The 20,926-nt window shown below is 69.3% G+C and carries 22 protein-coding genes; 5 read left to right on the top strand and 17 right to left on the bottom strand.

The window, feature by feature from the left end:
- Positions 1 to 507 precede the first annotated feature (507 nt).
- Complete coding sequence (locus AC07D6_RS30955) at positions 508 to 897, top strand: hypothetical protein (protein WP_479049915.1); 390 nt, start codon at positions 508 to 510, stop codon at positions 895 to 897.
- Positions 898 to 974: 77 nt separating this feature from the next.
- Here AC07D6_RS30955 and AC07D6_RS30950 read toward each other — a convergent pair whose 3' ends face one another.
- From AC07D6_RS30950 to AC07D6_RS30915, 8 genes are all read right to left on the bottom strand, one after another.
- Entirely contained in the window at positions 975 to 1,976 is a 1,002-nt protein-coding gene (locus AC07D6_RS30950; RefSeq protein WP_479049913.1) for a thioesterase domain-containing protein, read from the bottom strand.
- A gap of 41 nt (positions 1,977 to 2,017) precedes the next feature.
- On the bottom strand, positions 2,018 to 2,986 hold the full coding sequence (locus tag AC07D6_RS30945; protein ID WP_479049911.1) for a beta-ketoacyl synthase N-terminal-like domain-containing protein: 969 nt from the start codon (positions 2,984 to 2,986) through the stop codon (positions 2,018 to 2,020).
- Positions 2,983 to 4,116, bottom strand: coding sequence for a beta-ketoacyl synthase N-terminal-like domain-containing protein (locus tag AC07D6_RS30940; RefSeq protein ID WP_479049909.1), 1,134 nt, complete (start codon positions 4,114 to 4,116; stop codon positions 2,983 to 2,985). Before AC07D6_RS30940 ends, AC07D6_RS30945 begins: the two co-directional genes overlap by 4 nt.
- Positions 4,113 to 5,843 (bottom strand): AMP-binding protein, encoded by a 1,731-nt coding sequence (locus AC07D6_RS30935; protein ID WP_479049907.1) that lies wholly within the window; start codon positions 5,841 to 5,843, stop codon positions 4,113 to 4,115. Before AC07D6_RS30935 ends, AC07D6_RS30940 begins: the two co-directional genes overlap by 4 nt.
- A 162-nt stretch (positions 5,844 to 6,005) precedes the next feature.
- On the bottom strand, positions 6,006 to 6,782 hold the full coding sequence (locus tag AC07D6_RS30930) for a nucleoside 2-deoxyribosyltransferase (RefSeq protein WP_479049905.1): 777 nt from the start codon (positions 6,780 to 6,782) through the stop codon (positions 6,006 to 6,008).
- A 94-nt stretch (positions 6,783 to 6,876) separates the two neighbouring features.
- Positions 6,877 to 7,593: a uracil-DNA glycosylase family protein gene (locus AC07D6_RS30925; protein WP_479049903.1), complete on the bottom strand. Its 717-nt coding sequence runs from the start codon at positions 7,591 to 7,593 to the stop codon at positions 6,877 to 6,879.
- Positions 7,594 to 7,676: 83 nt separating this feature from the next.
- The gene (locus AC07D6_RS30920; protein WP_479049901.1) at positions 7,677 to 8,900 is read right to left on the bottom strand and encodes a class I SAM-dependent methyltransferase; all 1,224 of its coding nucleotides are present in this window, start codon (positions 8,898 to 8,900) and stop codon (positions 7,677 to 7,679) included.
- 20 nt (positions 8,901 to 8,920) lie between these two features.
- Positions 8,921 to 9,385, bottom strand: coding sequence for an rRNA adenine N-6-methyltransferase family protein (locus tag AC07D6_RS30915; protein ID WP_479049899.1), 465 nt, complete (start codon positions 9,383 to 9,385; stop codon positions 8,921 to 8,923).
- A gap of 432 nt (positions 9,386 to 9,817) precedes the next feature.
- Between AC07D6_RS30915 and AC07D6_RS30910 the strand changes: the two genes are divergently transcribed.
- Both AC07D6_RS30910 and AC07D6_RS30905 read left to right on the top strand, forming a co-directional pair.
- Positions 9,818 to 11,170: a tetratricopeptide repeat protein gene (locus AC07D6_RS30910; RefSeq protein WP_479049897.1), complete on the top strand. Its 1,353-nt coding sequence runs from the start codon at positions 9,818 to 9,820 to the stop codon at positions 11,168 to 11,170.
- Positions 11,167 to 12,051, top strand: coding sequence for a glycosyltransferase family 2 protein (locus AC07D6_RS30905; protein WP_479049895.1), 885 nt, complete (start codon positions 11,167 to 11,169; stop codon positions 12,049 to 12,051). The genes AC07D6_RS30910 and AC07D6_RS30905 overlap by 4 nt, the downstream gene beginning before the upstream one ends.
- Before the next feature lie 807 nt (positions 12,052 to 12,858).
- Here the strand turns inward: AC07D6_RS30905 and AC07D6_RS30900 are convergent.
- Both AC07D6_RS30900 and AC07D6_RS30895 read right to left on the bottom strand, forming a co-directional pair.
- On the bottom strand, positions 12,859 to 13,254 hold the full coding sequence (locus AC07D6_RS30900) for a hypothetical protein (protein WP_479049893.1): 396 nt from the start codon (positions 13,252 to 13,254) through the stop codon (positions 12,859 to 12,861).
- A 39-nt stretch (positions 13,255 to 13,293) separates the two neighbouring features.
- Entirely contained in the window at positions 13,294 to 13,596 is a 303-nt protein-coding gene (locus tag AC07D6_RS30895) for a hypothetical protein (RefSeq protein WP_479049989.1), read from the bottom strand.
- Positions 13,597 to 13,708: 112 nt separating this feature from the next.
- Here AC07D6_RS30895 and AC07D6_RS30890 point away from each other — a divergent pair, with 112 nt between their 5' ends.
- Both AC07D6_RS30890 and AC07D6_RS30885 read left to right on the top strand, forming a co-directional pair.
- On the top strand, positions 13,709 to 14,035 hold the full coding sequence (locus tag AC07D6_RS30890; protein WP_479049891.1) for a hypothetical protein: 327 nt from the start codon (positions 13,709 to 13,711) through the stop codon (positions 14,033 to 14,035).
- Positions 14,036 to 14,451: 416 nt separating this feature from the next.
- Positions 14,452 to 14,880 carry a hypothetical protein gene (locus AC07D6_RS30885; protein ID WP_479049889.1) on the top strand — a complete coding sequence of 143 codons (429 nt, stop codon included), beginning with the start codon at positions 14,452 to 14,454 and terminating at the stop codon, positions 14,878 to 14,880.
- 185 nt (positions 14,881 to 15,065) lie between these two features.
- On the opposite strand, the gene AC07D6_RS30880 is transcribed toward AC07D6_RS30885, so the two are convergent.
- The 7 genes from AC07D6_RS30880 to AC07D6_RS30850 all read right to left on the bottom strand — a co-directional run.
- Positions 15,066 to 15,704, bottom strand: coding sequence for an SMI1/KNR4 family protein (locus AC07D6_RS30880; RefSeq protein WP_479049887.1), 639 nt, complete (start codon positions 15,702 to 15,704; stop codon positions 15,066 to 15,068).
- A gap of 157 nt (positions 15,705 to 15,861) precedes the next feature.
- On the bottom strand, positions 15,862 to 16,605 hold the full coding sequence (locus AC07D6_RS30875) for a helix-turn-helix transcriptional regulator (RefSeq protein WP_479049885.1): 744 nt from the start codon (positions 16,603 to 16,605) through the stop codon (positions 15,862 to 15,864).
- Between the two features lie 271 nt (positions 16,606 to 16,876).
- On the bottom strand, positions 16,877 to 17,503 hold the full coding sequence (locus tag AC07D6_RS30870) for a helix-turn-helix transcriptional regulator (protein ID WP_479049883.1): 627 nt from the start codon (positions 17,501 to 17,503) through the stop codon (positions 16,877 to 16,879).
- Positions 17,504 to 17,601: 98 nt separating this feature from the next.
- Positions 17,602 to 18,930 (bottom strand): MFS transporter, encoded by a 1,329-nt coding sequence (locus AC07D6_RS30865; protein WP_479049881.1) that lies wholly within the window; start codon positions 18,928 to 18,930, stop codon positions 17,602 to 17,604.
- A gap of 42 nt (positions 18,931 to 18,972) precedes the next feature.
- Entirely contained in the window at positions 18,973 to 19,887 is a 915-nt protein-coding gene (locus AC07D6_RS30860) for an endonuclease/exonuclease/phosphatase family protein (RefSeq protein WP_479049879.1), read from the bottom strand.
- Positions 19,888 to 20,028: 141 nt separating this feature from the next.
- Positions 20,029 to 20,409, bottom strand: coding sequence for a hypothetical protein (locus AC07D6_RS30855; protein ID WP_479049877.1), 381 nt, complete (start codon positions 20,407 to 20,409; stop codon positions 20,029 to 20,031).
- A gap of 113 nt (positions 20,410 to 20,522) precedes the next feature.
- Positions 20,523 to 20,926 (bottom strand): glycoside hydrolase family 15 protein (locus tag AC07D6_RS30850; RefSeq protein ID WP_479049875.1); only part of this gene is annotated, 404 nt, incomplete at its 5' end.

Below are 20,926 nucleotides of genomic sequence, written 5' to 3'. Positions count from 1 at the left end.
TCGTCGAAGCGCAGCGAAGTGCTCAGATGCTGAGTGGGCGACTGGCGGTCGGTTCGATCAGGACGCGGGCATGAACTGCGGCGGGCCGCGCCAGGTGCAGCGGGGCCGCAAGGCCGCCGGCGGACACCGCTCCGTCAAGGCGGTCATCTGATTGCGCCACCCTCGTTCGGGTTGTGGCAGTGCCTGAGCCCGACCCGGCACTACCACCAGCTGCCAACGGGGGACCGGCCGGCCGAGCCGATACCGCGGCGCCCTGTCGCGTGAATCGGCTGATCGAGGCGTTGAACGCGGTAACCGAGATCGGCTTCTCGTGGTGAGGGTGACCGGTTCGGCATGGCATGGGCGGGGCGTAGGGCTGGCCGGCGGGCGGCGCGGCACCAGGTAGGGGTGCTCGTCGCATAGAGTGCGGGCGCGCGGGTGTCCACGTCGTTCACCAAGGGATGATCTTGGGTGCCTTCGTTCTCGTCTCCGCAGCCACCCCTCGGGCCGCACCACCAGGAGGAACCCGTGTCGTCCCCGCAAGTGATCACCGGCGAGGAGATGCTCGCCGAGGCGAAGAGGCAGCTGGGCTTCCCGCGTATCGTCGCGATCTGCGGCTCCACTCGCTTCATGGCCGAGATGGCCGAGGCCGATGTGCGGGAGACCAAGGCTGGGAGGATTGTCGTCAAGCCGGGTTGTGATCTGAAGTCGCCGCACGAGCTTTGGTCCGATCCTGTCGAGGCTGAGGCGCTGAAGGTTCGACTCGACGAACTGCACCGGTCGAAGATCCTGCTCGCCGATGAGGTGCTCGTGGTCGGCGACTACATCGGAGACAGCACCCGGGCCGAGATCGCCTACGCCCGGTTGCTGGGCAGGCCCGTGCGGTTCACGCACCCCGAAGTCGACCCCGACGCCTGAGGGCCCGCCCCCGTGCCCGTCGCGGGCACCCTCTTGGACGTGATCATCCAGCGGGTGGCGTGGTCGTGAAGGCGAGCTCATGCAGCGGCGGAACGCATCGCGGCCGTGATGGCGGCAGCGAGAGGCTGCCGGTGGTTCATCACGTAGAAGTGGTCGCCCTCGTAACGCTCGAGTCCGCGGAAGTGCGTGGTGAACGCTCGCCAGGAGAGCAGGCGGTCCTCGCCGATCAGCTTGTCGCGGCGGCCCCCGAACACCGAGAGCGGAACGGGCAGCGGCTCGGGGTCGTGGGGAGGCGCCCAGGTGTCCAGGAGTTTGAAGTCGCTGCGGAACACCGGGGCGAACGTGGGCCAGACGGCGTCGTTGTCGAGGAGCCGCGGTGGGCTGCCGCCGACGTTCCGTAGCCAGCCGCGCAGTTCGTCGTCGGACATCAGGTGCGGGCGGTCGTCGGTGCCGGCCTCGCTTCGCGGCGCGCCATAGGCGGACACACCCAGCCAGGTGGGCAGCGGGTCCCCCTCGTGGTGGAGTCGGCGGGTGAGCTGGTAGGCGATGAGGGCGCCCAGGCTGTGGCCGAAGAACCCGAAGGGACGGTCGAGCAGGGCAGCGATGGCGTTGTGGAAGTAGTCGACCAGCCGGTCGCAGTCGTCGATCAGCGGGAGTGTCTGCAGGTGGCCTCGGCCGGGGGCCTCAAGGAGGCAGAGTTCCCAGTCCTGGGGGAAGTGCTTCGCCCAGCCCCGGTAGAGCAGGTGTGAGCCGCCGGCGTGGTGGAACAGGAACAGGCGCGCCGCTGGGTCACTCAGCGGCCTCGGGCGGATGACCGGCCCGGCCGGCGTCTCGCCGACGAGCTTGGAGACGAGATAGGTGTGCAGCTCGGCGAGCGTCCTGGCACCGCTGACGACCACGGTGTTCTCCGGGACGTCGTACGCGTTCTCCACGCGGGTGGAGATCTCGAGCATCAGCAGCGAGTCGATGTCGAGCTCGTCGGTGAAGAGCGCCTCGTCGGTGACCTCCTCGGGTTCGATCTCCAGGACGCCGGCTATCAGGGCACGGAGATCCTCGATGTTCACGGTCGCACTGGTCATGGGTCTTCCTCCGGCTCCTGCGTGGATGGACGAGTGGTCGGTCAAGGGGTCAGCAGGAGGACGGCTACCGCGTCGTGGCGAGGGCCTCCGGCCGCGGCGAGCACATTCCCGGTCGTGCCGCCCTCGAAGTGGGCAGCCGCAGCGGCGCACTGCAAGACGCCCAGCGCCCCGGACAGCGGGCCCAGCTGGGCTTCCAGGTCGATCCGGCGAGTGGCTGCGAGCAGCTGGCCCGCCCCGGTACCCGCCTCGTCCCCGAGCCACAATCCGACGGATTCCCCCTTTGCCACACCGGCGCAGGTCAGCGCCGCGGCGAGGTCCCAGGCCCGTGCATACCCGGCGATCGTGGCGCGCGGCCGTGCGCCACGGAAAGCGGCTGCGTCCGCCGGTTCGAGGACGACGGCGACCGCCGCGTCGGTGGACTGCTCACCGAGCAGCTTCGTTGCCACGTCGTTGGCTGGTTCGACGCCGACGACGACGGCCGCTTCGGCGCGCCCGGACACGATGAGATTCCGGGCCCAGGCGAGGGCGTCCAGACCGCTGGTGACGCCGTTGCAGACGGTGAGGTTGGGGCCGCGCAGCCCGTAGCGGATGGCCACCCAGCCGGCGATGACGTTGCTTGACGTCTGCGGCAGGCCCAGCGGGCTGAGGCCCCGCACGCCTTCTTCGGCGATCGTGTCGGCGGCCGCGCAGACGCTGTCCACGTTGCCCAGGTTGGTGCTGACCACGACGGCGGACGCATCGGCCGCGCCGATGAACGTGGCGTCGGCGTCGGTCAGGCCCGCGTCGTGGACGGCGAACTCGGCGGCCCGCAGAGCGAGCCGGGACGCACGGTCCTTGTGGCGCATCCCGCGTCCGCTGAGTCCTGTTGCCGGGTCGAAGCCGCCCTCACCCGGCAGCGGCCCGAGGAGGTCGCCGTACGTCGCGACACCGGGGAGCGCCAGTCCGATGCCCGTGACGACGACCTCCCGGACGTTCGGGTTCCTCATGTGCGCGGTGCTCGTCATACTCATCGACCTGCCTCCACGATCGCGACGGCGTTGATCCCTCCGAAGCCGAACGCGTCGATCTGTGCGATGGCCAGGTCGCCAGGGACGGGGGAGCCCTGCACCAGGCCCAGCCCCGTGGCCTCGGGGATCGGGTCGGTGAGTCCCAGGACCGGGGGTACCGTCCCTTCCTTCATGGCGAGCACCGCCATCAGGAGGCTGAGCAGTCCCGAGCCGCCCAGGGTGTGGCCGGTCATCGCCTTGATGGCGGTCATCCGCGGACCGGGTCCGGCGCTGTCGAAGATGCGGCGCAGGACGCTCGACTCCGTCGCGTCGTTGAGGGGGGTGCCGCTGCCGTGCAGCATCACCAAGTCGATGTCCTGCGCCTGTACCCCTGCTCTGCGGTAGGCGTCCTGGACCGCGCGGGTGATGCCGTCGGAGTCGGGCGCGGTGGCGTGGTGGGCGTCGCAGTTCATGGACACACCGCGCACCCGGGCGTGTACGGGCCGGCTCCCGGTGTCGGCGCGCTGGACGACGACGGCCGCCGCGCCCTCACCCATCAGCATGCCCTTGTGCGTGGCGTCGAAGGGGCGCAGCGCGTCGGGGATGCCGTTCTGCACCCGGTCGAGCGTGCCGAAGCCGCTCTCGGTGGCGGCGTCGGTGCCGGCGACGACGACCGTGTCGGCCATGCCGATCTCGATCATGTCGGTGGCCATGCCGAGCGCGTACAGCGTGGCGGAGCAGGCGTTGGCGAAGGTGTACGTGGTGGACGCCCCGAAGGTCTTCTTCAGGGCGGTGCCGAAGTGCAGGTCTTCGAGGCCGACTCCCGCGTCGTCACGCCACCACAGTTCGAGGCTGCGCTGCTCGCGCATGGTGGTCCCGACCAGCACGGGTACCTGGGAGAGGTCCTCGCCCAGGCCCGCGTCAGCGACCGCCTGGCGGACCACGGTGGTGAGCCAGCGGGTGGCGCGCCGCGGGATGTCGCAGCCCTCGGGCCGGTCATCGATCTCGTAGGCGTAGGCCGCCCTGTACTTGCCCCGGTCGAACGCTCGCAGAGGCTTGCGGCTCTCCTGGCCCGCGCACAGCGCGGCGAAGATCTCCTGGGGGCTGGCGCCGATGTTGGCGACGGCGGCCATGCCCGTGATGTCCCAGGTCACGGTTGTGCCGCCGCCTTCCGGAGCTCGAAGGCGGCCAGCTTGCCGGTCGACGTGGTCGGCAGCTCGTCGAGGAACTCCAGACGGGCGGGCCGCTTGTAGGCGGCAAGACCGCCACGGATCGCGGCGAGCACCGCGCGCCGCACCACGGCCAAGTCGGATCCCGGCCGGGCCACCAGGTACGCCACGGCCTGCTCCAGGCCGTCGGCGTCGCGGCCGCCGACCACCACGCAGTCCTGAACCCCTTCCACATCGCGCAGGACGCCCTCGATCTCGCTCGGCACGACCTTGTAGCCGCCCAGGTTGAGCACGTCATCGACGCGGCACAGATGGGTGAACGTGCCGTCCGGCGCTCGGCGCACCACGTCGCCGGTGTAGGCACCGCCGTCGGCGAAGGTGAGCGCTGCGGCCTCCGGCCGGCCGATGTAGCCGAGGGCGACGGTCGGCCCGGCGATGTGCAGGCGGCCCTCCTGGCCGTCGGCGACGGGCGCGCCGTCCGCGGCGCGGACGGTCGCGGTGATCCCGGGCATCGGGATCCCGAAGGTGCCCGGACGCCCGTTCCCCGGCGGCGTGCCGACGACGATGTGGAGCACCTCGGTGGCGCCGAGGCCGTTGAGCAGCTCGGCCTGGAAGGCGGTGCGGATCCGCTCGCTGAGCGGGCCCGGCAGGTTCTCGCCCGCCGCCACGCACAGCCGCACGGAGTCGGAGGCGAGCGCCGTCGTCTCGGGGGAGTTCAGCAGCGCGGCGTACAGCCGTGGGACGGAGAACAGCACGGTGGGCCGGTGGCGTTGCATCGCGGCGGTGAGGGAGTGGACATCGACCGGGCCGCGGATGAGCGCGACGCGGGAGCCGGCCGCCAACGGGCACAGGACGGAAGCACCGAAGCCGTAGCCGAAGCTCATCCGGGCGCTGGACAGCACGGTGTCCTCGAAAGTCAGCGCCAGTACGGTGCCGATGCCGTCGGCCATGGCCGCGATCGCGCCCGCCGAGTGCCGCACCCCCTTGGGCATGCCGGTGCTTCCGGAGGTGTACTGCACGAGCGCCTCACGGCCCACGCTCCACGCGGCGGGGAGCCCGGCCTCCTGCGGGCGGTGCGCGAGGCCGGCCTTGGCCGTCGCCAGAGCAGCGCGGACGTCAGCGCCGGAGAACCGGGGGGTCGTGGCGAACAGCTTCTCCAGGGCGCGTTGCCGCGCGGAGGCCGCGTCCAGGTGCACCATCGCGGCGGCGCAGTCGTCGGCGACGTAACGGACTTCGTCGTCCGTGAGCGCCGGACTGATCACCACCGGGACGCAGCCGTGCCACCACAAGCCCAGGACGGCGACTACGGTCGCCACGGAGTCGTCGGCGACCAGGAGCCCGCGGGCTGCCTCCAAGAGGCCCGCGTAGGTGATCTCCCCGACCTGGGGGTCGAGGTAGCTGGCTCGGTCACCCCGGCCAGCGCAGACATGGCCCGCCACCAAGAGGTCGATCAGGTCGACATCCCGGAGGGTCTTCGCCCGCTCGCCGAGTACGGCCGCCGCGGCGTCCAGGCTGGTGAAGGCTGCCGCTTCCTGCGCGGACAGGGCTCCGAACTCGCGCTCGACCGCGACCACGACCTCGACCTTCTCCAGGGAACTCATGCCGAGTTCCTCATAGAACTGAGCACCAGGCGCGATGGCTTCCTTTTCCACCTCAAGGACAGACGCCACGATCTCTCGCAGTCTGTCGCGCGCTATATCGATGTGTTCCACCGGCGGGAGTCCTTTCCGGATCTTCGTAGCCGAGAAGCGGGATCGGGGTGGGTAGAGAAAACGAGCAGGCGGCCTGCGCGCGGGGACTGCGCCGTTCACCGAGACCCGATCCGGGCGAAGACGCGGGAACGGGATGAGGTGCGGCAGTCCTCCGCGGGTTGCTCAGGCGCCCAGGCCTACCTCGCAGGGGAAGGAGACAGACACGCCCAGGGGCTCCTCCGTGAAGATGACCCTCTTACCGAGGGCGGACATGAAGCCGAGTTCGAAGACGGTGCCGCTTCCGACGCGACCGCCCGGGTTGCACACGACGACAGCGTCGGCCTGCCTGAAGGCGTCCATGTGCACGTACTTGTGCCGCCACGTGTCGCGTTCGTTCTTCAGCAAGTCCTGGTAGTCGAAGAGGATGAAGTCGGTGCCCTCGGTCTCCGGCTTGATCCTGGTGCTGCGGGGGCTGAGCACCTGAGTGCCGGTTTTACGCAGCTGGGTGATGGTGCCCTCGATGTGCCCCAGGGACTGCTGGAAGCTGCCGCAGACGACTGCCGTCCGAAACTCCCGCCGGATCAAACCTTCCACCATGTCGCTCGAGCCGCAGGCGGACATGCCCGTGTCCAGGTAGAACCGTTCCAGCTCGGGCCTCACGATGTTGAAGTAGAGGCCCGTGTCGACGTAGAAGCTGTTGACCAGCGTGGCCGCTTCCGGCTGCGGGAGCTGCTGGAAGACCCCGGTGGCGTGCACCCGCGTGCTCTTGTTGTCAACGGCCTCGGTGAACTCCTTGAGCCCGGCGCAGAACTCGCCGACGCTGTCCGCGAGCGCCACGCCGGTGAGGCCAGCTCCAAATGGAAGCCGCTCCCTCGCGAGCAGCTGCAGCTCGCCGCTCTGGAAGCGGTGGACGCTGACGCGTTCCGAACCGAAGTGGACCAGGACCCTGCCTTCTGTCACCACTGTGCTGTTCTCCTTCTTTTCGATCCGTCGCGTTGGGAGCCGTCAGCCTGCGGGGAATCAGCCGAGAGAGGCGCTGCGGAGGGCGGCACAGCTAGTCGCCTTCTCCGCGGAAAGCACTGAGGTACTTCTCGGCAAATTCTTCTTTTCTCGCCCCGTTGTATTGCGTGATAAAGCGCGGGTGCTCCAGAGGCACGATCTTCTTGAAGAAGCGCTGGCCCTCGTTCACCTTCGAGAGGAACTTGAAGTTCTCGCCGCTGCCGATGCAGTAGCACACCGAGGTGTCGGTTCCAAATGTGACCTGACGCTCCAGGGAGTCCACGAGGAATGTGTGTAGAAGCTCCAGCAACTTTTTGTTTTCGTAGAAGTTGCAGTTGACCTCCCTTCCCTGGGGGTTCGTTCTCACCAGTCCGAGAGGGCACACAAAGCTCATGACGAAGTCGGCGTAGAACCTTGTCCGGCCCCCGTAGCGCCTGATGACGTCGTGCAGGAATCCGGCGGAGGGCCGGCTTACCGCATAGCCGTCGACATCGACTCCCGTTTCGCTTTCGAGGAGCTTGGCGTCTTCGAACGGGACCCCGGTCACGGCCGTGCCCCGTCGGGCGGGCGAGCTCCCCAGCACCAGACGGCGCGGCCTGTCGTCGGCGTAGTACTTGCGGTAGAACGCGGTCGTCACCTCGTGGACGCGCTCCTTCTGGGGGCCGCTGAACGGGTTGAGGACCGCGAATCCGGGCGGCAGTTCAAGTGTCGTCTCCGCAAGTTCCTGGTTGAACCGCAGGATCCGGTCGGCAACGGTCGTTTGCCCGTTCATTGCAGAAGTCCTTCCTTTTCACTGGTCGCTCTGGACAGTCCGGTCGCCCCCGGCCGTCGCCGGACGTGGCCGACTGGGGGGCGTCAGGTGGCGACAGCCGACAGATAGATCTCGGTGCTTGTCGGGCGCATTCGAATGTCTTTGAAGCCGGCCCTTTCGAACTCCGCGCCAATCAGATTGGCCGTGTCCATTCCACGGTAGAGGTCGACGAACTCGGTACCGGGGATGATCAATCCTGGCACGATGCGGCCCCGCTGAGTATATAAGAACCCGTTGGCTACGGAGACGACGATCACCGCGCCGGGCTTCAACACCCTGTGGGCTTCTGAGGCTGCCGCGGACGTGTCGAAGAACGAGGAGTTGTACGTCCTCAAGGAGACGTAAAGATCGTAACTGTCTTCCGGTAGCGCGGACAGGTCTTCGGCGCTGGAGACGACCGTTCTGGACGCGGGAATACGTCGACTTATGTTCGCAAGGCCGCTTTCTGCGATGTCAACAAATGTTGTTTGCGGGCAATCAGAGAACAGGGCGACCGCTTCGTGGCCGGCCCCGACACCGACGTTGAGGATGCTGACGCTGGGCAGCGAACGTGTGGACGACTGTCGGTAAACCGACATGAAGTCGTCCATCCACCTCGCGTTGGCGGCGCGAGCGTCGTACACGTGGTCATAGGCGCCGTACTTCGCATCGAACGCTTCGGACAGGGCGGCGCCTACGGCGCGATCAGCCTCTTCAGGATCGATCCCATACCTCTGGCGAATGAGAGAAGCAAGCGCAAACCTTCCCCTGTTCGCGTTGACATCACTCCTGGTGAGGGCGAACCCCCTCGACGTCAGCCGGGCGGCGACGGCTTCACTGATGCGGTGTGTGGAGTAGTGGGGGTTGCAGTCGATACGTTGCTCGCTCGCTGCGTAGAGGTCGTGGTTCTGCTTGAGGATCTGACGCTGCAAATCGTCGGAGAAGCGGTGGACATGGCCTCGCGCAGTGACGGGATCGTCGTCGAGGTACGTCGTCAGCGCAGGGTCTGGCAGACCGACGTAGACCCTGTCAATGCGCACTTCCTTCAAGAGTTCGCCGAGCTCGAACGAGCCGTCTGCTGACAGGGTGTTGATCGTCAGATATGCGCTATGAACGCTGGGCGTTCCGAGTTCCTGAATCTTGCTCCGCAGGATGCGATACCAGGATCCGCCGGCTGCTTCGCCCTCGAAGGCGGAGCAGATCAACTCATTGTGTTCGGAAACGAGGGCGACGCCGACACGCCGACCTTGGTATGGAGCCTTTTCTGCGACGCTAATGGCGTAGTTCATCCAGTGGGCACTGCTTGGACTCATGCGGGCCTCTGTCCCCCGGCTGCACTGCGCCCCCTGTTGGTTTGCAGAACCAAGCGGGTGATCACCTTCACGGGCATCCTCCGTGGTGACACCGACACCAGGGCGCTGCCCGCCTTCAGGCCCCCCGCGAGGTCGAGCCGGCGCACATCGGCGAAGGTGACACGGGCACGCTTCCCGTACGGGGCGAGTCGGCTCGTCAGCTGCGCGCGCAGCCGCACGTCCTTCTCCACCGCCCAGATGCGGTGGCCGGCCTGCGCGATTGCCGCTGACAAGGTTCCCAGACCGGCTCCGACCTCCACGACCTGCGCGTGGGCAGGGATACCCGCTCGGTCCAAGAGAGCACGGGTCGACTCCGGCGACCGCAGGAAGTGCTGCCCGAGGTCGACCCGCGTCTGAAAGCCGCGCGCCGCGTAGTGGTAGGTCGCGTCTTTCATCTCGAGCGTTGACGAATTGTTGATCATGAGGAAAGTCCCTTCACGAGGTACCCGAAGCCGGCATCGCGGCGAGATCTGGGCGCAAGCACAGGCGCGGCCGCGAGGGCCGGCGCTGTCGACCGCATGGCGATCTCCCCTTCAAGGCGTGTCCGGCTACGGGTGACGCTCAAGAAGCACCAAAGCGCCAACAGCGGGGGACGCGGCGCGCTGGTGAGGTGATTGGGCGGAATCATCGATCCCCGACCACCACAGGGGCGAGAGGGAGGTGTGGGGCGGCTGCGTGCTGTACCTCCTTGACGGTGCGATGCGTCCTGGCCCTGGGCGACCCGGGTGAAGTGATGACCGCCTGGGCGATGCGGAGCGTTGTGAGGATTGAACCCTCGGTGAGTGAAAGAGGGGTACGGTGTTTGACCCGCGGATGCGTTCAACTCGTTCAAGATCACTCACCGGAGGACGGGCATGCCGGATCCCAACGCGCAGTTAGCCGCCGTCATCGCCGAGGCCGGCATCACCTACAACGCGCTGGCCTGCGCAATCCGCGCTGTCGCGGCCGAAGCCGGAGAGCGGCTGGGCACTCGGCCGTCCGCCGTCGCCTACTGGGTGGCCGGCGGCACACCATCGGGCCAGACGCCGTCCTACATCGCCGAGGCGCTCACCCGAAGGATGAAGCGGACGGTGACGGTCGATGAAATCGGTCTAGGCTCCGCAGGCACCGGATGGGCCATGTCGGCCGATCCGCTCGCCGCCGTCGCCGACCTCGGGAGATACGTCATGCTCCGGCGCAGAGACTTCCTCCACTCCGCCTTCTCCACCGCGGCCGTCGCCCTCCCCCTGACCTACGACCACGAAGCCGTCGCCGCCACCCTGCACGCCGCAGCCCGCCAGGGGAGCGTGGGGGCAGGCGAGATCGACACCGTCCGCGAGATCACCGAAATGTTCAGGACCGCCGACGACAAGCTCGGCGGCGGACACGGCCTGACCACCGCAACCACCTACCTCACCGACACCGTGGGCCCCCTGCTCAAGGCCCGCTTCCCCTCCGAGGACCTCCGCAGGCAGGCGTACGGGGCCGCCGCCCAGCTGGCCTGCCTGGTCGGCTGGAAACACCACGACCTCAGCCTCGAGGGCGCCGCCCAGCGCTACTACCAGCTCGGCTACCAGCTCGCCTGCGAAGCCGACCCCAACGGGCACGCCGCGTGGATGCTGCGGGCCATGACCCACCAGGCGCTCGACCTCGGCCATCCCGGCTCCTGCGTCGAGCTGTCGGAAGAAGCCCTGCGCCGGGCGAAAGGCAAGGTCGACCGACGAACCGAGGCCCTGCTCCTGGTGACCTGCGCCCGCGCCTACGGCGCCGCCGGCCAGAGCGCGAAGGCCGCAGCCGCCCTCCTGCGCGCCGAACAAGCCGCAGCGGACACCAGCGACCCCGTCTCCCCCTACGCCGCCGGCTCCGGTCCCATCACCGCCACCGTCGCCTCCCACACCGCCAAGACCCTCACCGCGATGCGCGAGCATCCCGCCGCCGAACGCCACTACCGCACCGCCCTCGCCGGCCGCGCCCCGGGCCCCTACCAACGAGGCCACGCCCTGACCCTGGTCAACCTCGGACAGTCCGTTGCCGCCCAGCACCGCCACGAGGAAGCCGTACGCCTGTGGCATCGGTGCATCGACGTCATGGACGGTCTGGACTCCCACCGCACCAGGCAGCAGATCACCACCATCCGCGCGGCCTGCGTCGGCTACGCCCGCCGCGGTGTGCCCGGCGCCGCCGCCCTGACCCAGCGCGCCACCGACCTCCTACGGAGCCGCACATGACCGACACCCCGGCCCTGAGGATCGGCGTCGTCATCCTCACCATGGGCGACCGCCCCCGAGAGCTGAACGCGCTGATCGCCTCCGCCACGGCCCAAGACGGCCCGCCCGCGACCATCGTCGTCGTCGGCCAGGGCACCCCCCTGCCACCCCTGCCCGCACCAGCCGTCCCGCTGGAACTACCGGAGAACCTGGGCATCCCCGGCGGCCGCAACGCCGGCGTCCAGTGGCTACGCGACCACGGCGGGATTGACCTCGTCGTCATCCTCGACGACGACGGCCTGCTGCCCCGCACCGACACCTTCCCCCTCCTGCGCGAAGCCTTCAATGCCAACCCCCGCCTCGGCATCGTCAGCTTCCGCATCGTCGACGACAACGGCCACACCCAGCGCCGCCACATCCCCCGCCTGGGAGCCACCGACCCGCTGCGCTCCGGCCCCGTCACCACCTACCTCGGCGGCGCCCACGCCATCCGCACCACCGTCATCGACGAAGTCGGCCCCTTCCCCGCCGCCTTCTTCTACGCCCACGAGGAAACCGACTTCGCCTGGCGCGCCCTGGACGCCGGATGGGACATCCATTACCGGGCCGACGTGATTCTGCGCCACCCCCGCACCCCGGCCACCCGGCACACCGTCTTCTACCGCAACACCGGCCGCAACCGGGTCTGGCTGGCCCGGCGACGCCTGCCCGCCCTCCTCATCCCGCTCTACCTCACCACCTGGGCCGCCTACACCCTGACCCAGCGCCACCCCTGGTGGGGCATCCGCGCCTGGTGGGCCGGCTTCTTCGAAGGGCTCCGAGTCCCCTGCCCACCCAGACACCCCATCCGGTGGCGGACCGTGTGGCGCATGACCCGACTGGGACGACCACCCGTCATCTGACCGCGGACCTACGCGACGGCTCCCTTCCGCCGGTGCGACGCCGAAACAAGAAGGGAACCGGTCAAGAAGGGGACCGCCCCTCCCGAAGCTCCAACCAGCAGACGACCGCCACGGACATGGCACGCTCCCAACCGCCCACTTGACCTGGGCCGGGGAGAGAGACCCACCGTGCCCACCCCCTCATCCGAGAAGACCCATCCCTCAACCCCACCCCGGGAGGGAGACCGGTTTCGCGGCACTGCCCGTGGCATATGGCGCGCACGGCGGTGGCCGGGGCATCCTGAAGGCATGGACGAGGTACGCGAACTCACCGAGGACGAGATGAACGACCTGCTCAACGGCGACGACCGCGATGCCGGATGGGACGCGGACGACGACTACGAGTGGATCCGCTAAGGCCGAACGCCAGGCAGGGAGCGCCGTACTCTCCGCCGACCGGTTGAGGGCCCCTTTGAGGAAGCTCTTGCAGTACACACAGCCTCAAAGGGAGCCCTCAAAGACGCGCGCCGCCCTCTTCCGCGCCGCGCGCCGCGGGCACGGGAGAGCCGCCCCGCCGTCACGTTCCTCGGTGCCGCCCGCGGGCCGAGGCACCTCGTGGCCGGGCGCGGGTTTTGCGGACGGTGGCGGTCTTTCCTGCCGGAGGGCTTTCGCACCTGCGTTGTACTTGTAGGTTCTCACTCTCGGGTCAGGCGTCGCCGCTGTGCCTGGACGTTCCCCTTCCGTCTCACGACGTGTCGACAGGCGGCTGTCGCAGAACGGTGTCATCTCCTGGGACTGTCCAGCAGACTGCAACGCTGCCCCGGGGCGTCACGAGCCTGCATCGGCAGCCATCCGTTCCATCCACTCGCGCACGGTTACTGCTTGCCTGATGCGGTTGACGATGTCCTTCTGTGACTCCGTGTCCAAGGTCTCCGGGATCTTGTCGAAGGTATCGGGAAGGACGTCGAGCAGACCCCAGAGCTGTTCGCCGGTGCTGACGGTCAGCAGTTGCCGGCACCTCCACTGCAGCGGCGTCTCGGGGCGGTGGGTGAGCCGCTGCACGACTGTCGGGAGCAGGTAGTGCGTCGCCTGCGCGGCGAGGTGCTCTCGGAGCCAGTCGACCGGGAGCCGCTGGCTGAAGCCGTGCATGGCGGCCTCTTGGGCCAGGTCCAGGAGCTGAGCGGTGTCGACGGCTCGGACGGTGCGGGGAAGGGTCGGGGTCATGCCGCGATGATGCCAAGAAGCGCCCGCGGAGGCGAGAGGTCAGCTGGGCGGGGAAGCGATCTGGCGGCGGGCAGCTCGCCAGAGTTCCTCGAACTCCTCGGAGGTGAGGTGTTCGGGGTCGTGGCCTTCCCATTCCGAGACGGGCAGCTCGGCGGTGATCCCGAATCTGCTGGCGTACTCATCGAGGCGGCCTGCGTCGCGGGCCCGCTGCCATTCGTCGAGCGAGGCTGCTGCGATCGGAGTCAGCTCAGGACCCTGGATCTCGATCTGCCGGGTCACCCAGCCTTCGGCGTCGACCTCGAAGTAGAACCAGACGTCTTCCTCGTCCCAGTAGCAGCGCATCCATGTCGTCACCAGCCCATGATGACGGAGTCCTCCATACTCTCCTCGGGCCGATGTCAGAGCTGTGGTGGAGGATCGCGCCATGCTAATGGCAACCGATGAGGCAGGGCGCGTGGTGAAGAGAGCCTCGAAGCCGGCCATAGGCAGGATGCTGGCCAGCCTCCAGCGCGGCAACGCGCATCTGGTCCTGGAACGCGTGGAGGAGGACAAGGAAGGCAGCTGGTATGTCCAGGTGCTGCTTCGTGACGACAACACGTACCAACTCGAATTCCGGGACGGGATCGCCGCCGAGCACTATCAGACACGGACCGTCTCCCAGGAGAAGGTCCTGACCGCCATGCTCGGCTGGGCGGCCGACGAGACGGGCTGGAAGGACGGCTTCATGTGGAACAACATCAGCTCGCAGTTCGAGGCCGATGACGCCCAGCATCAGGGCTGACATGACCTTGTGACCGCGGCTGCCACGACCTTCTCACCGAAGAGGATCAGGTTCATGATCCTTCCGCGTTCCGCGCGTTCAAACGCGGCTCTCCGAAGTTCGCTTCGGTGGGGGTGGGATAGGGCCGCGCTGCGAGGAAGCGCGAGAGCCGCTGCCGCCATGCGTCACCTCCGGAACGTCGGCGGCCTCCTTCGCGAGCGCTACGGTCGCATCCGCGTGAGGCTCCCACCCCGGACCTGAAGCGAGGCCATCCGAACGAGTGGTGGCAGTGAGTGGTGATCCTCGATCCCATGCCAGTTCGGCCAGTCCGATGGCATCGCGACGGAGAAGATGACACGGAGTGTGAGAACCTACAGTGCTCGGTCGATGTTGCCCGGCTACGCTGCGATCCGACACCGGTCGACACAGGGGGAACCATGCGCAAGAGCCACAAGATGTTGTCAGGGGCGGTCGCGCTCGTCATCGCGGCCGGTTCGGCCGTGTACGCGGTACAGGAACGGCAGGAGCAAAAGGAGCAGGCCGAGCGGGAGTCGCTGCGTGTCGCCGCCGAGGCGATCTTCCAGCGCACGGCCGACACGGCCCCGGCGTGGCGGGAGACCCCGGCGCCGGCGGGCCGCATCTGGGGCGAGGCGAAGGCGAAGGCCGTCGTGGACCATGTGAAGATGCAGGGCGAGCGGGCCAAGATCTGGGCCAGCAACTTCACCACGCCCTACACCACCAGCCCTTCCGGCGCCGAACCGCGGCCAACCATCCCGTATGTGTCGTCCCACGTCTTCCTCTTCGAACCGGACGGCAACGGCTGGCGCCTGGCAGTGGACCTCACCCAGAAGGAATACGCCCACTGACGGGCCGAACCGGGCAAGGCGCTCTGAGCCACCAGCGGCCCTGCGGACACCCGCGAGCCCTCGACGTCCAAGTGCCACGCGGCCGCGTGAGCAGTCCCGGACTGCCTGAGCCTTTCTTTGGCCTCCGGCCGGATCAGTACAGCCGCGACACCGACGTCGCTTGAGGAATCGCCCAGCCCGCGCGGTCAGGCCGCCGCCCACGGCTCGGCGCGCCAGCCCGGCAGTTCCTTGTCCAGCCATTCCTCGACGGTCTGTCGCCAAGGGTCGGTGGCGTCGTGGTCGACGACATCGGCCCAGGTGTCTTCGGCGACGTCCGGATCGACGACGAGGCTGTCGAGGTAGGCGTCGAAGTCGTCAGCGACTTTGGTGAAGACCCCCTTCGGCAGGTAGCCGGGGTGAGGGATGCCATGCACGAAGGCATGGAGCTGGCCATGAGTGGCCGGGTTCAGGTCCAGGAACAGGGTGTCGCTCCCGCCGTTGCGGGCGATCGGAAGAAGGCCGACCAGTGAGACCTGATGGGCGAGCCGCCCATCACGGCTGCGACGGTACTCGCCCAGAAGGGTGCCCCAGCCGTATTGACCATCGTCGTCACGGCCGAGCTGATAGAGGTCGTCGAAACTCTGGAACGGCTCCGGCCCGCAGGCCGGCAATCGGACCGAGTACGTGAGGCTTCCCCCGCCCGCCGTCTCCAGGAACGAGCGGTAGGAACGCGGCAGTGGCAGCCCGATCTCCCGTTCGAGACCTTCGACTTCACCGACCTCGAACGGTCGGAACGGCCCCACGACCAGGCGGCCTCGATACCAGCGCGACAACTCCTCAGACACGGCCAGATTGTCGCACTCCATGGCATCCCGAAGTCCTCCAAGCCCCCGCGTTACCGAACGTCGAGCTGAGCACGTTCATCCGTGCCTGCCCGAGCACTCCGATGCGTACGCGGACAGTTCTCCTCGACGCTCCAACAGACGACGCGCAGGCCACCGATCACGGGAGCTGCCTTTCGTGTTGTGCGGGCGTGAGCTGGGCCGCGGGTTCCAGCAGGCCCCAGGCGTAGGCCAGGCCCACCAGGTGGGCGTCGGTCCGGGCGCCGGCCTGCTGACGCAGGCAGGTAGCGTGAGCCTTGAAGGCGCGTTGGGGGCGCAGTTCCTCGGGGAGGGTTGTCTTCGGGGAGATTTCGGCGAGCACGCGCAGGACCGCGAGGTCGAGCGCGGTGAACTCGGGGACGGTGAGCGTGTCGGCCGACGGGGCGGGCAGGTGCCGTCCGGTGAGCAGGGCGGCGGCTCGGCCCGCGGGGGTGGTGCCGCCGGCCCGGTCGCTGATGTTCGCCAAGTGCTCGCGGACGGTCGTGAGGGACAGGCCGAGCTCGGCAGCCGTCTCGTGATCGGTGTTCCCGGCCAGGAGGTGTCTGCCGACGCGCAGTTGCGCGGGGGTGAGGGGGCGCGGGCTGCCGTGCTGCTGTGGGCGAGAGGATTGGCAGGTCTCGTGGCGGACTGGGGTGCGGGAAGGGGTCCCCCCGGTGGTCAGGGCTTCGCGGAGTTGGTCGGGGGAGGTGTCGCCGTGGCCCGGTGCGACCACCCAGCGCACGTCCTTTCCGGCGGTGATGTGCAAGGGCGGGATGCCGATCCTCGTGCCGGGGCGCAGCACCCGGATCCCGGAGCCCCACGACTCGTACTGCATCTGCTCCAGTGGCAGGAGGAACCACCAGGCACGCAGGATGTCGTTGGCCAAGACGGGCCCGGTGCCGCTTCCAAGGCTCCGGAGGGCTGGCGCGGCGATGTCGGCGCGCACGCGGACTGCGTGGAAGTACCGGCCGCATGCGACAGCGACCGTGCGGGAGCGCGGGATCCACGGCCGCGCGGAGCCCGGTGTGGCGAGCGGCCAGCCCTGGCTGGGCGGATCGGTCAGACGAAGAGAAAACCGTCTCGGTGCTTGTGTCATCGTGTGGTCGCTTCCTGTGGTTCGGTGCCCTCGATCGCACGACAAGGGGAAGTGCGGTGGTTCATCGGGCTGAGACCGGGACGATGCTGTGCGCGGTGAGCGGACGTACCTCGCACGCCGGTCCGGCCGCTCTCACACCGCTGCGCCACGTGCTGGCCGCAGGGGTGGTGGTGGACGCCTTCACCGCCTGGCTCCCAGAACCGGGGCCGGCTCGGTTTGGGCGAGGCGGGCAGGGGGCGGGGTCGTCGAGGAGCTTCCAGGTGTGGGCGAGGCCCACCAGATGGGTGGTGTTGTGCGCGCCCGCCGTGGCCAGGAGGGCGCCGATGTCTGCCCGTATGTCTCGGGCGGGGACGCCGATGGCCGCGCCGAGGTCGGCGTTGTGGGAGTGCCGGGTGAGGGCGTGCAAAAGCCGCCGTTCGGTGTCGGTGAGGTGCGGGGCCGGCCTGCCGCACGCGGGCGGGTCGACATGCCGGGCGGTGAGGAGCGCGTGCGCGAGTACTGCTCGGGAGACGCCGGTCGGGCATCCCAGGTGCTTGCGTGCCGCCTGCACCTGGCTTCTCACGCCGTGCACCGACAGGTTCAGCCGCGCGGCGATCAAGGCGTCGCTGTCGCCGTGGACGAGGCGCGCGGCGACACGTTCGGCCGCGGGGGACAGGGGCGCGGTGGGATCGGCGGTCAGGGTGGTCATCTTCAGGTCCTGGTGGATCGAGAGGTCAGGCGGTCGAGGCGGATAGAGGGGCTGGCGGCCGCTCCGGCCGGTCGGGGTTGCCGGTGGCGGGGGCAGGCTCACCGGACAGGGCTGTCCCCTTTCCGTAGGCAGGACGGCCGACCAGCGGCTTGCCCGGGAGGTGGGGGAGCGCTGGCGGGCAGGGTGGTCAGGTGCCTGACCGGGGAGGCCCACAGCAGCACAACCGGCACCACCAGAAGGACGGTCCCGGTCAGGAGCGCCGCCCGTACTCCGAAGGCGGTGGCGATGGCGCCGGCGGTCAGGGCGGCGAAGGGCCGCAGCCCCAGATTCAGCCAGAGGGACGTCTGCTGTGCTCGGGCCTGTATGCGCGGCGGGCACACCTGCTGGCGCACCGAGCGCTGGGTGGTCCCGGCCGCGGCGGCCACCGCCGCTGAGACGGCCTCGCAGACGATGAGCACGCCCAGCCACACCGGCCCGGGAGGGGCGGCCAGGAGCGGGATGCAGGTGGCCAGGGAGGTGAGGGAGCCGGTCAGGATCAGGCGGCCGGGGCCGAAGTGGTGTGCCAGCCGGGGTGCGGCCAGGGCGCCGAGCAGGCCGCCGGTGCCGGCCGCGCCCATCACCAGCCCCAGGCCCGTGCTGCCGGCATCGAGGTGGACGAGCAGGTAGTAGGCCCAGTACGTGCCGATGATCCCGAACCCGAAGCCGGTTGCCGAGAGCGCCAGGACCAGGGGCCTGAGCAGCCGATGGCGCATCACGTAGGAGAGTCCTTCCCTGACCTCGGTGGTCATCGGGCGGCGCGGCCCGGACGGGGGACGGCCCCGGGGGGTCGGGCGGATCCGGGCGGCACACCAGGCGCTGACGAGATAGGACAGGCAGTCCAGCAGCAGCGTGGTCACCGCCCCGGCCCAGGCGATGACCAGGGCGGCGCCGTGCGTGCCCGCGGAGCCGGATATCGACAGCGCCGCCGAGAGGCGGGCGTTCGCCGCCGGTAGGAGCGCGGGTTCCACCAGCTCGGGCACGGCCGCGATCGCGGCGGCCTGGTGCAGCACGGTCAAGGCGCCCAGCAGGAACACCACCGCGTACAAGACCGGCACCGACAGCGCGCCGGTGGCCCAGCACAGCGGCACCGCGGCGACCACCGCGGCGGCCGCCAGATCCGTGACCACCATGATCACCTTTTTCGGGTGCCGGTCGCACAGGACGCCGGCGGGCAACGCGAGGAAAAACGCGGGCAGCGACGCGCAGACGGCCAGCGCGGCGACCTGCCCCGCGGTGGCCCGAAGCGCTTCGACGGCGATCACCGGCAGGGTGACGGCGTGCAGCGAGGAGCCCGCCAGGCTCACGGCCTGGCCCGCCCAGTACGCCCGGAAGGAGCGGTCGCGGCGCAGCAGGGCACCGGGCGGCTGGGCATCAGTGGATGAGGGCATGGGGTGTTCCCGCGGGTTGAGGGCTCGCAGTCGGCGTCGCGGCTATCGGGCGCGGCTGGTGAGGATGTCGGCGAGGCAGGATCCGTCGAGGGTAATGCGCACGATGTGGTGGTCGGACAGGTCCTCGTCGACCTCGATGACGTCGACGCCGGTGACGGCCGGGAGCAGGCCGCCGGTGAGGTAGGCCCGGTCGATCCGGCTGTCCGGGCCATGGCTGAGGCTGCGATTGACCGTGCGGGCCAGCGTGCTCGGGTCGCCGTGCGGGGCGGCGGCCCAGTAGCGGGCCACATCCTCCAGCCCGGCGGTGCGCAGCGTGGCGTCCGGCCGGGTGTCCATCCGGCGGGTGGCGTCCGCGGCCGGGTAGGAGCGGTGCAGGCGGTGCGGGCGGTTGGCGATCGCCTCCATCTCGGGCAGGGCCGGCTCACCCACCGCACCCGGCTCGGGGTAGGAGTTGGCGTCGCCGGCGAGGATCGCCGGGAGGGTCGTCCACTGCCCGCTGCTCTGCCAGCCCTTGTCGGCGTACGTGGTCAGCCACTCGGCCTCGATCAGACGCTGGGTCGAGCTGGCGTAGGCCAGGTGGTAGGAGACCAGGATCAGCGGAAGCGCGGTAGGGCCGGCCGCCCGGTAGCGCACGGTCAGGGCGGTGGGCGGCAGCACCCAGGCCGGGCTGAGGCCCTCGTCCCAGTCCCGCACGACCCCGAACCGCTCCGGGTGATAGAACACGGCCGTGCACGACTTCGGACCGAGCTTGCCACGCAGGCCCAGTGCCTCTTCCATCTCGTAGAAGACCTGCCGGCCGCCACCCTCCGCGTCGGGGAGCTCCTGACGGAAGACCACGTCAGGAGCGAGGCTCTTGAGCAGGGCATACGCGCGTTGGCGCAGGGTGGGGTCTCCCTTGCCGTTGCGTTCGAAGTTCCAGCACAGCAGCGTCAAGGTGTTGTCGTGGGTGCGGCTCATTGGGGCTGTCCTCTCATGGTGGTGGTTGTGCCCCCGTCGTGGCGGGCCTGTTCTCGGCAGCCCGGCCGCGGCCTTCCGCGGCCGGGCGCCCTGCCGCCCCCGGCGTGTCATCGCGGAAAGGGGGCCGGTACGGGCCTGGTGTCAGCCGTGTTTCAGGGAGCGGAGGAAGGAGTGCGTGTAGCGGGAGTGGCGAAGGGCCTGGGCCAGATCCGCCGGCCTGGTCAGGCCGTGGCCTGTGCCGTCGGGTTGCACCAGCCAGTGCGGCGGGCCCGGGAAACGCCCGCCCGGCATCGGACAGGCGATCGTGTGGGGTGCGTCGATGCCGGTGAGGAGCAGGCCGCCGGGGACGTCCCGCCCGTCGACCATGCTGGTGGGCACCAGGAAGTCCGCGTGGAAAGTGCGTCCTATCACCGGGCCGGTTCTGTGACCGGTCTCCTCCAGGTAGTGCAGGGCGCGCTGCCCCACGTCCAGAGGGACCCGCACGACGTGGAAGGCCCGGCCCAGGGGTATCTCCGCGGGCATGTGGTCACCGGACTCCACCCAGGGGTGGTGGCGCGGTGAGGGCCGGGTATACCCGGCCGCCACCGCCAGCCACCGCGCACCGGCATGCAACCCCCTCCCGGCGCGCGCGTTGCTCACGGCTCGTCCCCGGTCCGTCCGGCGGCCGCCGCGTCCAGACAGACCGCGGGAAGGTCCGGCTCCGCACTGCGCTGCCCGGGCACGGCCAGAGCGGTTGCCTGCTCCAGCCGCACGGCGGCGAGGATCAGCCCGATGTGGCTGAACGCCTGCGGGTAATTCCCGAGCTGGCGGCCGGTGCGAGGGTCGTACTCCTCGGCGAGCAGCCCCAGGTCGTTGCGCAGGGCGAGAAGCCTGTCGAACAGTGAGTGGGCCTCGCCGGTACGGCCGATCATCGCCAGGGTATCCACGAGCCAGAACGCACACAGCAGGAAGGCGCCCTCGTCGCCGGGCAGGCCGTCCACGCCCTCGTCGGTGCCCTGCGTCGGGTAGCGCAGGATGAAGCCGTCCGGGGTGGACAGCT

Source organism: Streptomyces sp. NPDC045287 (assembly GCF_056432325.1).
The sequence above is the reverse complement of the archived record's forward strand: the minus strand, read 5'-3'. Positions and strand labels throughout refer to the sequence as shown.